This is a genomic window from Lysobacter sp. KIS68-7 (genome assembly GCF_021284745.1).
In the GTDB taxonomy this organism is placed as follows: Bacteria; Pseudomonadota; Gammaproteobacteria; order Xanthomonadales; family Xanthomonadaceae; genus Noviluteimonas.
In genome coordinates this window covers 2807267-2820025 of sequence record NZ_CP089925.1, presented here as the reverse complement: position 1 = coordinate 2820025, position 12759 = coordinate 2807267, and the positions used below count along the sequence as shown (strand labels likewise).

Sequence of the window (12759 nt, the reverse complement as noted above, 5' to 3'; positions counted from 1 at the left end):
TTCAACGCATCTGGTAGGGGTGGAAGATACTGTCCTTGCTTTCTTTCACCTTCACATGGCATGACTGCCCGCAATCCTGCACACCGGTGGGATCGGCCGTGAACGTGCCGGCCTTGGCATCGTAGTTGAACACCGCGTAGCCCCAACCATCGCTCTTGGCGAAACGCTTGCTGTCCCGCTGCATGAGGAAGGCCTGCTTGTAGGCGTCCGGCACATCGACGACGAAGGGCGCCTCGGTGCTCTTCTTCTGCGACCACTGCAACTTCGCGATCTTCGAGCCGTCGGGAAAGGGCTTGCCGTTGCCGGGAATGCCGGACTTGTAGGCCGCGATCATGGTCGGATTGGCAACGATGACCTTGAGGACGTCGTCGGTCCTGGCTGAGGAGACCACCGACCAGTCTTCGTAGCCCTTCCATTCGGAGAAGGGGATGCCGCTCGCCGACTTGAGCGCGTACTTGTCCTGTTTGGCCTGCGCGTAGAGCGCCGAGCCGCCGAGCGCGACGATGCACCCCACTGCCGCCATCGCAATCGTGAACCTGCTGGTGCGCATGAGGGGGTCCTTCGCGGAAACGAGAGCGCAGGACCATCCGCGATGCGCCCCGGGGCGAACATCCCCCGAACGGGGGCTCCGGCGGGGTGGTCCGGGCTATCCTTGCCCCATGCCCGCTCCGGCCCGTCGCGCCACCCGCGCCGTCCTGCTCGAGGACGACACCGAACTTCTCAACGATGTCCTGCTGCCGGGGCTCGCCGATTACGGCTTCTCCGTGGTCGGCGTGGACACGGCGGCGGCGTTGTACGAAACCTTGCGCGCGCAGACCTTCGACATCGTCGTGCTCGACGTCGGACTGCCGGATGCCGACGGCTTCAGCGTCGCGCAGGCGGTGCGCGCGCTGTTGTCGGACATCGGCATCATCATGCTCACCGGACACGGCGAACCCGCCGACCAGGTGCGCGGCCTGCGCCAGGGCGCCGACGCTTACCTGGTGAAACCGGTGCACATCGATGTACTGGCCGCCACGCTGCACAGCCTCATGCGGCGCCTCAGCGGACGCGGCGCCCCCGCGCCGGCGAAGCGCTGGCAGTACGACATCAGCGACTGGTGCATGGTGTCGCCGCAGGGGCTGACGGTCCTGCTGACCAGGACCGAGCACCGCGTGGTCGCACGGCTCGCGTCGAGCCTGGGCGAACTGGTGACGCGCGAACAACTGGTCGCTGTCGTCGCCGACAACGTGCACGACTTCGATCCGCACCGCATCGAAATGGTGATCCATCGACTGCGCCGCAAAGTACGCACGCAGAGCGGCAAATCGCTGCCGCTCACGTCGGTGCACGGCAAGGGTTACGTACTGGGCGACGAAGCCGTCGCAGAGTGAGCGTCCACCGCAGGTAGCCGGATGCGGAAGGTGCTGCCTTGCCCCGGCATGCTCGTGACCGAGATGTCGCCGCCGCCGGCGAGGATCATGTCGCGGATCAGCGACAGGCCGAGTCCGGTGCCGCCGGTGTCGGCGCGCGTGCTGAAGAAGGGCTCGAAGATGCGCTCGCGCGTGGCCGCGTCCATGCCGTGTCCGGTGTCGCTCAGCGCGATGAGGGTGCTGTCCTCGTCCGGTCGCGACAGCGCCAGGCGGAAGACGCCACCCTCGGAGGCCATGGCCTCGCGCGCATTGGTGGCGATGTTGAGAATCATCAATTCGAACTCGGCGCGGTCGAACCACACGGGCATCGGCCCGTCGGGGTCCGGCAGTTGCAGGCGCATGGCGCGCGGCAACAACTGGCGCAGCAACGGCTCCATGTCCGCGATGGCCTGGCGCGCGTCGAACGATTGCGGTCGCACGAGTTCGTAGCGGCTGAAGGCCAGGAGCTTGCGCGTGAGCGACGTGCCGCGCGCGGTCGCGTCCTCGATGGCGTCGAAGGCCCGCAGCATGGCGGTCTCCTGCTCCTCGCGGCGCTCGATGTCGCGGATGCGATTGCCCTGCGAAGCGAAGCCGCCGATCACGCCGAGGATGTTGCCGAAGTCGTGCGCGATGCCGCTGGCCAGGCGGCCGGTGGCTTCCATCTTCTGCGAATGGATCAACTGCGCCTGCGTGCGTTCGCGCTCGGCCATCTCGCGTTGCAACTCGCTGCGGTGCGCATTGGATTCGTCCAGGCTTTCGCGCAGCGCCTTGATCGAGCGGTCGAGGATGATGGTGATGATCGAGTAGCTGATCACCACGGCCGGCACGTTGACCAAGGCCACCGAGATCGGAACACATTGGTCGATCGCCTCCTGGATTTCGACGCCGAAGCCGGTGGTGAACACCAGCATCAGCAGGCCGAAGGCGATCCACAACGCACGCCGCCCCAGCACCAGGCCACTGATCACCAAAGTGAGCATCGTGGGCGCGGGATCGATGGTCTGCGACAACACGCCGGACATGGAAAACGTGAGTTCCAGCGAGATCAGCTGCATCGCAAGGAACAGCATCACCGCGGGCCGGAAGCGGCCGCGACGGATCATGACGATGCTCACCACGGCCAGTGCGGAGACGACCATGTCCACCAGGAAGATGAGCATCCGGTCCTCGTTGATCTCGCCGCCGCTGGCCAGGCGCCAGGCCCAGTTCGCCGGCAACAGCAGCGCGTAGAACAACAGCAGCAACTGCATCACCGGCGCATTGCGCCGATCGATGGGATCGGCGATGGGAGCGCTGCGCAGCCAGTGGGTGAATCCGGGCATTGGTGAGAACTCGGTGAGGAATCGGTGAGCCGTGCGTGCGTGACAGGGTACGTGCCCGCCGCCTAGTTTCGCCAACAGCCGTCGCCGCTGGGGGTCTTGGGCGAGGGGATCCGAATGGGGGGCCGAACGACCGGTGCAAACCGGCCGCGGGGTCGTCTGTTTCCAGAAAAAGTATCGATCTTGAGAGGGGAGTCGATGAACAAGGTATTCGGCCTGGTGTGGAGCCATGCCAGGCAGGCGATGGTGGTCACCTCGGAACTGGCCAGTGCGGGCGGCAGGAAGGACGCGCGGCCGAAGCTGCGCGATGCGGCGCTCGGCACGGTGATGATCGGGTTGGGCGTTGCGCTGGTGCCGCCTTCGGCGCATGCGCAGCAGATCACCATCGAGCGTAACGGCAACACCTGCACGGCGCGCGTGGCCGGCAAGCAGGTGGCGCGGAAGATCGATTGCGCGGTGTTCGAGCAGGCGAACGCGACGCCGCAGACGGTCACTGGCAACGCTTACTTCAAGGCCGATGGTGCCGGCGATGGCAGCGACGATGCGGTGGTGTCCGGCGCGGGCGGCACCGCGGGCGGGGCCAACAGCGCGGCCAACGGTGTCGAAAGCACCGCCTTAGGCTTCCAGAGCGACGCCGAAGGGGATTACTCGACCGCACTCGGCAGCAGCAGCCTCGCGCTCGGCATCGGCTCGACGGCACTTGGCACAGGCGCCAATGCGCTCGGCGATTACAGCATCGCCAACGGCTACGGCAGCGTCGCCAATGCGCAATGGGCGATCGCGCAGGGCGAAGCCGCGCAGGCGAACGGTGAAGCCTCGATCGCGGTCGGCGCGGAGAGCATCGCCGATGGCACCGACAGCATCGTGATGGGCGCCGGCGGTTACGCGAGCGACTACGCCACGAGCGTCGGCACGCTGAGCATGGCCTCCGGTTACGCGTCCAGCGCGTTCGGCGATGGCGCGATGGCGACGAACACGTTCTCGCTGGCGATGGGCGCAGGGTCCATGTCGCTCGCCGAGGGCGGCATCGCGATCGGCACCCAAAGCTACGTCGACACCAATGCCTTCGTCGGCATCGCGATCGGCAGCCAGGTGTCCGCGTTGGGCCAGTACTCCATCGCCATGGGCAGTTTGTGGACGACCGCAGGCGCCGACAGTTCGATCGCGATCGGCGGCACGAAGGCGTGCACCGCCTTCATGTGCATCGAACAGAACACCGCCGCGTGGGGCATCAACAGCGTCGCGCTCGGTGCCGGTGCGCAGACGCAGGCCGAAGGTGGCACCGCGCTGGGCAGTGGTGCCGGCGCATTCGGCATCGGCTCGGTCGCCCTCGGTTACGACGCGAATGCCTGGAACGACAACGCGACGGCGATCGGCGCGCGCGCGCTGGCGATGGCGGACAACTCCGTCGCCATCGGCGCCGACTCGGTGACCTCGCGCGCCGACACGGTGACCGTTGGCAGCGAATGGACCGGCATGAACCGCACGATCACCGGCCTGGCCGACGGCACCGAAGCGAACGACGCGGTGAACAAGGCGCAGCTCGACGCGGTGGCTGCGAGCATCGGTGCCGACAACCATTACTTCGCCGCCGACGGCGCGGCCGATGGCAGCGACGACGCGATCGCGGTCGGCGAGCACGCGGTGGCGGCCGGTGCCAACAGCGTCGCCAATGGCGTGGAAAGCAGCGCCAACGGTTTCCAGAGCGATGCGGAAGGCGACTACGCGACGGCGATGGGAAGCAACAGCCTGGCGTTGGGTGCGGGGTCGTCGGCGATCGGCAGCGGTTCGAATGCGATCGGCGACTACAGCACGGCGAATGGTTACGGTGCGATCGCATCGGGCACCAACAGCAGTGCATTCGGCTACAACGCCGATGCGGAAGGCATCTCGAGCCTCGCCGCCGGCGACAGTGCGATGGCCAACGGCGGAAGCAGCGTTGCGTTGGGCGCGGCCAGCGTCGCCAACGGCTTCGGCGGCATCTCGATTGGTCAGTCGAGCGAGTCGAATGGTTTCTTTTCGATGGCGATCGGTGGTCTGTCGCTCGCCGATGCGCCGTTCTCCACTGCGCTCGGTTCCTTCGCCACGGCCTCGCAATGGCAGAGCACCGCCGTGGGCAGCGGCGCCACCGCGCTGGGCTGGGACTCCACGGCGATCGGTGCGGGCACGCAGGCCAGCGATGGTGGCGTGGCGATCGGCGGCGGTGCGATGGCCGGCCAATGGATCCATGACGACACCAGCGGCGAAGACTTCTTCGTGGGCTCCGGCACGGCGGTTGGCGAAAACGCGATCGCCAGCGGCTTGTACGCGACTGCGCTCGGCGGCTTCTCCGACGGTTCGTTCGCCGCCGCGGGTGCAGCGGGCCGCAACAGCACCGCCCTGGGCGCTGGCGCGTATGCCGGTTCGCTGTGGAGCAGCACGCTCGTCGGCGACTACACCACGGCGGTGGGTTCGGAAGCGTGGGCGGTCGGTCACGCAGCCACGGCGCTCGGCTACAACAGCTATGCGCAAGCCGACAACGCGTCGGTGTTCGGTGCGAATGCGTGGACGTCGGATTCTGCGAGCGACAGCGTCGCGCTGGGGCAGGGCTCCTACGCCGATCGCGCCAACAGCGTTTCGGTCGGCGCAGGCGCGGACTGGACCGATGCGGCGCGCGTGGTGCATGCGGCCATCGACCGCCAGATCACCAACGTCGCTGCGGGCACGGAAGACACCGATGCGATCAACAAGGGCCAGCTCGACCAGGCCATCGCGAATGTCGTGGTCGGCAACTTCAGCCCGCAGCTCGATGCGGTCGCATCCGCCTTCGGTGGCGGCGCGAGCATCGATGCGATGGGCCTCCTGCAGATGCCCAGCTACACCATCCAGGGCAGCAGCTACGCCAATGTCGGAACGGCCTTCGGTGCGATCGACGGTGCGCTGAGCATCCTGAGCACGCGCATGACCACCCTCGAACAAACCGTCGGTGGCCTGAGCAACATACCGGTCGGTACCGGCAACGGACTTGCGATCGGCAGCGGCAGCCACGCGGCGGACGGCAACGACACCGCGGTCGGCACCGGTGCGACGGTCGGCGCCTCCGGCAGCACGGCGCTCGGCACCAATGCATCGATCGATGCGGCGGCGACGAATGCGGTGGCGGTCGGTGCCGATGCCAGCGTCACCGCGGCGAATGGCACGGCGATCGGGCAGGGCGCATCGGTCACGGCATCGGGTTCGGTCGCCATCGGCCAGGGCTCGGTGGCGGACCAGGCGAACACGGTGTCGGTCGGCAGCGCCGGCAACGAACGGCGCGTCACCAACGTCGCCTCCGGCACGGCCGCGACCGACGCGGCGAATGTCGGTCAGATGCAGGCCGGCGATGCCGCAGCGCTCGCCAGCGCGCACACCTACACCGACAACAGCGCGACGCGGACGTTGAGTTCCGCCAACGCCTACACCGACGCGAAGTTCCAGGCCTTCGGCGACCAGTTCAACCAGCTCCATGACGACGTGTGGCGTCGCCTCGGCGAGCAGGACCAGCGCATCGATCGCGAAGGCGCGATGAGCGCGGCGATGACGAACATGGCGATGAACGCGGCGAACGGCCGCAGCGAGCGTGGCCGCCTCGGCGTCGGCGCGGGTTGGCAGAACGGCGAAAGCGCGTTGTCGATCGGCTACACGAAGCAGATCGGCGATCGCGCGTCCTTCAGCGTCGGCGGTGCGTTCAGCAGCGACGACCAGTCGGCGGGCGTCGGCTTCGGCATCGACCTGTAACCACTTCAAGCGAAGGCGCCAGCTGCGATCACCCCCTGAAGGCACTGGCGTCCTTCGCCCCTACTCGAGCTCACCAGAGAGAACTGCTCATGAAGAAGAACACCCGCAATCTTTGCGCCGGCACGCTCGCCACCAGCCTGATGGTCGCGATGTTCGCGCAGGCGGCGACGCCGCCCGTTTCGCCGAACAAGCAGGGGCGCAAGGTCCTGCTCACCACCGCCGTGAAGCCCGCCTCGTTCGATCGCTTCATCGTTCGCTACAGGGATGGCGCGGCCACCGTTGCGAATCAGACCATGCTGATGAGCGCCGCCGATGCCGCCGCCGCGCGCGCCGGCATCGCCGGCGTGATGCGTAACGCCGACGGCACGAGCTCGGCGCTGACGATCGCGCGCGTGCGTCGCCTTGCGATCGGCGCGGACCTGCTCCGCACCTCGCGCAAGCTGACGCAGGCGCAGGCCGATGCCTTCATCGCGCAGCTGCGCACGGATCCGTCGGTGCAGTTCGCGCAGCCCGACTACATCAAGAAGCGCATGGACTTCATTCCGAACGACACGCGCTTCGATCTGCAGTGGGATTACACCAATCCGGGCACCGGCATCGGCGCGCCGACCGCATGGGACACCTCGACCGGTACCGGTGTCGTCGTTGCGGTCATCGACACCGGTTACGTCGACCATGCCGACCTCAATGCCAACCTTGTGCCCGGTTACGACTTCATCGCCGACACCGACGTCGCCGGTGACGGTAACGGCCGTGACGCGGACGCGCACGATCCGGGCGACTGGGTCGGTTCCGACTACAGCTCCTGGCACGGGACGCACGTCGCGGGCACCGTGGCTGCCGTGGCCAACAATGCGAAGGGCATCGCCGGCGTCGCGTTCGGCGCGAAGGTGGAACCGATCCGCGTGCTGGGCCATGGCGGCGGCTACACCTCCGACATCGCCGATGCGATCACCTGGGCGTCGGGCGGCACCGTTGCGGGGGTTCCCGCCAACGGCAATCCGGCCGAAGTGCTGAACCTCAGCCTCGGTGGCTATGGTTCGTGCAGTGAAGACCCGGTCACGCAGGCCGCCATCGATGGCGCGATCAGTCGCGGCTCGGTCGTGGTGGTCGCGGCCGGCAACGACAACGACGATTCGGCTTTTCACTCGCCGGCGAGTTGCAAGGGTGTGATCGCGGTGGGGGCGAGCGGCGTCGACGGAGCGCGTTCGTACTTCTCCAACTTCGGCCCGGGTGTCGCGATCTCGGCACCGGGCGGCAACGCCACGAGCGGTTCGGATCCCGATGATCGCTGGATCTGGTCGCTCGGCAACAGCGGCACGACGACGCCGGTTGCGAGCCCGGGCGGCGACGTCCTCATGGGATACATCGGCACCTCGCAGGCGACACCGCACGTCGCGGGCGTGGTCGCGCTGATGCAGAGCGCCGCGGTGGCCGCCGGCAAGCCGGTGCTGACGCCGTCCCAGGTGAAGTCGCTGCTGCGCAGTACCGCCAAGCCGTGGACGGTGATTCCGCCGACCAACAAGCCGCAGGGAGCGGGCATCCTCGATGCCGCTGCTGCGGTGTACGCGGCCACGCAGGACTTCCCAGTGGATACGAGCGAACTGCTCACGAACCGCACCGCGTTGAGCGGCCAGACCGGCGGCGCGGGCGACGTGCTGACCTACAAGATCGTGGTGCCGGCGGGTCGCACCAGCATCAACCTGCGCACCTACGGCGGCACCGGTGACGTGTCCTTGTACGTCGCGCGCGACCGCGTGCCGACCGTGGCGAGCTACGACCGCAAGTCGGTGAAGGCCGGCAACAGCGAAACGGTGGTGATCACCAATCCGCCGGCGGGGACGTATTACCTGACGGTGGTGGGCGAGGTGGCGTTCGGCAACCTGACCGTGATGGGCGTTTATTGAGCTGCTTCATCCCTCCCAAGGGTGTTCGAGGAGGTGGGGAAACCCGCCTCCTCTTTTTTCACGGCATCGGTTCATGTTGTTCCGGAAGATGGATTCCGCTGAATCCGCCGGGCGTCTGTGCCCGTATCTGGATCCATGAACACAATGTCCCGACGCGACATGCTCCGCACCGGCGGCCTGGCCATGGCCGGGTGCCTGTTCGGCCTGGGCGGCTGCGACCAGCCCCCCGCAATGGCGGCCACGACCGACCGCAAACGTTTCGAAGTCATGCTGAGCGATGCGCAATGGCGCGAGCGCCTGACGCCCGCCCAGTACGCGGTGCTGCGACAGGCAGGGACCGAACGTCCGTATTCGAGCCCGCTGAACGACGAACACCGAAAGGGGACGTTCGCCTGCGCGGGCTGCGCATTGCCTTTGTTCTCCTCCGCCACCAAGTTCGATAGCGGTACGGGCTGGCCGAGTTTCTGGGCGCCCTTGGCCAATGCCGTCGGCGAGGACACCGATATGCTCCTAGGCATCCCGCGCACGGCGGTTTACTGCCGACGCTGCGGCGGTCACCTGGGCCATGTCTTCGACGACGGCCCGAAGCCCACCGGCCTGCGCTACTGCATGAATGGCGTGGCGATGACGTTCATCCCCGCCTGACGACGCGCCAACAAGGATCCCCACATGCTCCTGCTCGTCCTCGCTTACCTGGGTGGCGCGCTGACGATCGTCAGCCCGTGCATCCTGCCGGTCCTTCCGTTCGTGTTCGCACGTTCGGACCAGCCTTTCGCGAAGAGCGGTCTTCCACTGCTCATCGGCTTGGCGACGACCTTCGCGGCCGTCGCCACGCTTGCCGCGGTCGGCAGCCAGTGGGTGGTGCAGGCCAACCACGTGGGGCGTTGGATCGCATTGATCCTGATGGCCGCGTTCGCGCTGGCCTTGTTGTGGCCGGGTCTGGCGCAGCAACTCGGCAAGCCGTTCCAATGGTTGGGCGGAAAGCTGACGACCTCCGTGGATGGGCAGGGCACGCATGCGGGATTCGGTGGATCCTTGCTGCTCGGCATCGCGACCGGCTTGTTGTGGGCGCCTTGCGCGGGCCCGATCCTGGGCCTCGTGCTCACGGGCGCCGCGTTGCAAGGCGCGAGTGTCGGAACCACCGTGCTGTTGCTGGCCTACGGCGCCGGCGCCGCGACTTCGCTTGCGATCGCGTTGCTGATTGGTGGCCGCGTGTTTGCCGCACTGAAGCGCTCGCTCGGGGCGGGTGAGTGGGTGCGCCGTGGCTTGGGCATGGCCATGCTGGTGGCCGTGGTCGCCATTGCGACGGGCGCCGACACGGGCGTGCTCACGAAGATCTCGCTCGCGAGCACCGGGCGCATCGAGCAGCACCTCGTCGATCGCCTGCAGCCGCCGCAAGCGCGCGCCGAACCGGGCGGCACCATGATGACGGTGGCGAACAGGACGGATGCGACGGCATTGCCGGTGGAAGGCACGCTGCCTGCGTTGAGCGGTGCGACCGCGTGGTTGAACTCCGCGCCGCTGACGGCGGAGTCCTTGCGCGGCAAGGTGGTGCTGGTCGATTTCTGGACGTATTCGTGCATCAACTGCCTGCGCACCTTGCCGTACGTGCGCCAGTGGGCCGACAAGTATCGCGACGCCGGCCTGGTGGTGATCGGTGTCCACGCGCCGGAGTTCGCGTTCGAGCGCGACATGGACAACGTCAGGAAGGCCACCAAGGACCTGGGCGTCACGTATCCGGTCGCCATCGACAATCAATATGCGATCTGGCGCGGATTCAACAATCAATATTGGCCGGCGCATTACTTCATCGATGCGCAAGGGCGGATCCGCGCACACCACTTCGGTGAAGGCGAGTACGACAAGTCGGAGCAGATCATCCGTGCGCTGTTGCGCGAGGCCGGACATGCGCTTCCCGCAATGGTCGCGACGAAGGCCACGACGACGGGCATCGAAGCCGATGCGGACGTGGCGCAGCTCAGGTCACCCGAGACGTACATCGGCTACGCGCGTGCGGAGAACTTCGACTCCGCCGGCGGGTTCGCACGGGATGCGGTGAAGCGCTACGGCGCTGCGCCAGGCATGTCGCTCAATCACTGGGCCTTGCAGGGCGACTGGAACGTCGGCGAAGAAGACGCGCACCTTGCATCGGCGGACGGCGACATCGTGTACCGCTTCCATGCGCGCGACCTGCATCTCGTGCTCGCGCCCGACAAGGATGGGAAGCCGATCCGCTTCCGCGTCCTGATCGACGGCAAGGCGCCCGGTGGCGACCATGGCGTCGACACCGATGCCTCCGGCGCGGGCGTGGTCGACGGGCATCGCCTCTATCAACTGGTTCGGCAGCGCAGTGCCGTCCAGGAACGCACGTTCGAGATCCGCTTCCTCGATCCTGGCGTGCACGCATACGCGTTCACTTTCGGTTGAGCGCAAGGAGTCCGTGATGCAAGTGGCATCGGAAAAAATCGTGGCGGGTGCGGCGGCGGCCGGGGTGGTCGTGTTGCTGCTGGCCGGGCTGTCGACGATCAGGAACCCTGCGATCGCAGCGTCGCAGGCCGTCGCGGTGCCCGCGATGGTCGAGACGGGTTCGACAAAACTCGCAGCGCCGACGCACCCGGAAACCGTGGTGTTCGCCGGCGGCTGCTTCTGGGGCGTGCAAGGTGTGTTCGAGCACGTGAAGGGCGTGCAGCGTGCCGTGTCCGGTTACATCGGCGGCGCGGCGTCCACGGCGCATTACGAACTCGTGAGCACGGGCACCACCGGCCACGCCGAATCGGTGCAGGTCACCTACGACCCGTCGCAGGTGAGCTACGCGCAGTTGATGCGCGTGTTCTTCTCGGTCGTGCACGATCCCACCGAGTTGAACTACCAGGGGCCCGACCACGGCACCCAGTATCGTTCCGCGATCTACACGACGACGCCCGCGCAGTTGCAGGCCACGAAGGCCTACATCGCGCAGCTCAGCAAGGCCGGAACGTTCCGCGCACCGATCGTCACGCTGGTGGCGATGGCCAAGCCGTTCTATGCAGCGGAGGACTATCACCAGGATTACATGGCATTGAACCCGGAGGCTGCGTACATCCGCTACTGGGACGCGCCGAAACTGGCGGCCTTGAAGAGCACGTACCCGACTTTGTATCGAGCGAGGCCGGTTCTTGCGAATTGACGAAGACTTGTCGCCAATCTCAAGCACCGGGCTTCTGAGCATTACCGATCGATGGCCGACACGTGTTGCCTTCTTCGAGCGAAGGCCAAGGCCTCGTGCAAGTGGTCGAAGTGGATGCTGCCGACAATGAAATACTGTCCGTTGTCGACGATCCCAAGCTTCCTCATCGACTCCCGGTCCGCGTCGGATATTGCGGGACGCTTTCGTTTCCACCCACGAGCGGCCTTGACCAAGCCAGGTCTACGTGACCCAGCCAGTGCGGCCGCGCACATTCCAAGCAAAGTAGATGCCAGGATGACGAGCGCGGCGTGTTCGTCGGGAAGGATCTTGGCAAGCGCAACGCCGAGAAGCGCGACCAGCATCCAGGTCGCTGTGGCGATGAGGCGAGATGCACGATTGATCTCATGGCGACCGGCGCACTTCGGACAGTAGAGGATTCCGGATACAGCGCTGGGAGCGTAGTCCCAGAACCCAACGGCGATCTCCGCCCCGCAGTAGACGCAAGAAGTCATGTTTTCTCAGTGCGAACGAGCCGGCGACTGGAAGCGCCTGACCGCTGGGCTGAAGAAGAGATAGACGCAGTGCGCCAGAATCGCGGCGGTGAGCACAGCAAATAGTCCGGCCGCGGTGACGTCGGTCTGGATGACCCGGAACGTAGCGACCGCGGTGTAAAGCGCCGACAGCAGGTTGCACACGAGCCAGATTCCGCCAGCGATCCTGCTTCCGCGAAGCAGGAACACGACGAGCCACAGCGAAAGCGCGAACCGCACCCAGACTGCAGCCTCGGCGCCACGCGCCAGCAGCCAGATCTCCAGGCCAAGGTAGGCGATGGCAACGGCGGCAAGCGGAAACGGTGGCTTCTTCATGATTCGCCGAATGCTTGATGGCCACAAAAAACCCCGCGCATGCGGGGTTTCCTGGTGCCGGAAGTGGGCACCGCACAGGCAACTTAACTTGCTGATCTTCCGGACATATCAATGTATCGGCTGGTTGCCGTACCCCCGAATGTACCCCCGCGTCGTTGCGGGGGGATGATCGTTGGCAGGGCCAATCAACGCTCCGCGGCCGGCAAATTGTGAGACCACAACGCGGGCTTAAGCGGTGCCCGTCGCGCACGCCACCCCCGCCGCGCCGCCCACCCAGGCGCTTCAGGGGGGGCGCGCGCGCCTTTGCGTTCGGGCGGCGGAGGCCCCTCGCGCTGTTCCCGGAGGACGACGAAC

General features: G+C 66.7%; 10 protein-coding genes. 6 read left to right on the top strand and 4 right to left on the bottom strand.

The window, feature by feature from the left end; translation table 11 throughout:
• Window position 1: 1 nt before the first annotated feature.
• Window positions 2–550, bottom strand: coding sequence for a cytochrome P460 family protein (locus LVB87_RS13560; protein WP_232898486.1), 549 nt, complete (start codon window positions 548–550; stop codon window positions 2–4).
• A 109-nt stretch (window positions 551–659) separates the two neighbouring features.
• Between LVB87_RS13560 and LVB87_RS13555 the strand changes: the two genes are divergently transcribed.
• Entirely contained in the window at window positions 660–1373 is a 714-nt protein-coding gene (locus tag LVB87_RS13555; RefSeq protein WP_232898485.1) for a response regulator transcription factor, read from the top strand.
• Here LVB87_RS13555 and LVB87_RS13550 read toward each other — a convergent pair.
• Window positions 1340–2713: an ATP-binding protein gene (locus tag LVB87_RS13550; RefSeq protein ID WP_232898484.1), complete on the bottom strand. Its 1374-nt coding sequence runs from the start codon at window positions 2711–2713 to the stop codon at window positions 1340–1342. The two genes, LVB87_RS13555 and LVB87_RS13550, sit on opposite strands and share 34 nt — an antisense overlap.
• 195 nt (window positions 2714–2908) lie before the next feature.
• Here LVB87_RS13550 and LVB87_RS13545 point away from each other — a divergent pair, with 195 nt between their 5' ends.
• The 5 genes from LVB87_RS13545 (at window position 2909) to msrA (ending at window position 11539) form a co-directional block, all read left to right on the top strand.
• The gene (locus LVB87_RS13545) at window positions 2909–6466 is read left to right on the top strand and encodes an ESPR-type extended signal peptide-containing protein (protein ID WP_232898483.1); all 3558 of its coding nucleotides are present in this window, start codon (window positions 2909–2911) and stop codon (window positions 6464–6466) included.
• 89 nt (window positions 6467–6555) lie between these two features.
• On the top strand, window positions 6556–8373 hold the full coding sequence (locus LVB87_RS13540) for a S8 family peptidase (RefSeq protein ID WP_232898482.1): 1818 nt from the start codon (window positions 6556–6558) through the stop codon (window positions 8371–8373).
• Between the two features lie 159 nt (window positions 8374–8532).
• Entirely contained in the window at window positions 8533–9018 is a 486-nt protein-coding gene (msrB, locus tag LVB87_RS13535) for a peptide-methionine (R)-S-oxide reductase MsrB (protein WP_232898481.1), read from the top strand.
• A 24-nt stretch (window positions 9019–9042) separates the two neighbouring features.
• On the top strand, window positions 9043–10800 hold the full coding sequence (locus LVB87_RS13530; protein WP_232898480.1) for a cytochrome c biogenesis protein DipZ: 1758 nt from the start codon (window positions 9043–9045) through the stop codon (window positions 10798–10800).
• A gap of 16 nt (window positions 10801–10816) precedes the next feature.
• Complete coding sequence (gene msrA / locus LVB87_RS13525; RefSeq protein WP_232898479.1) at window positions 10817–11539, top strand: peptide-methionine (S)-S-oxide reductase MsrA; 723 nt, start codon at window positions 10817–10819, stop codon at window positions 11537–11539.
• A gap of 41 nt (window positions 11540–11580) precedes the next feature.
• Here msrA and LVB87_RS13520 read toward each other — a convergent pair whose 3' ends face one another.
• Complete coding sequence (locus LVB87_RS13520; RefSeq protein ID WP_232898478.1) at window positions 11581–12051, bottom strand: hypothetical protein; 471 nt, start codon at window positions 12049–12051, stop codon at window positions 11581–11583.
• Window positions 12052–12057: 6 nt separating this feature from the next.
• Window positions 12058–12405, bottom strand: a complete 348-nt coding sequence (locus tag LVB87_RS13515) for a hypothetical protein (protein WP_232898477.1) — start codon at window positions 12403–12405, stop codon at window positions 12058–12060.
• Window positions 12406–12759: the final 354 nt, after the last annotated feature.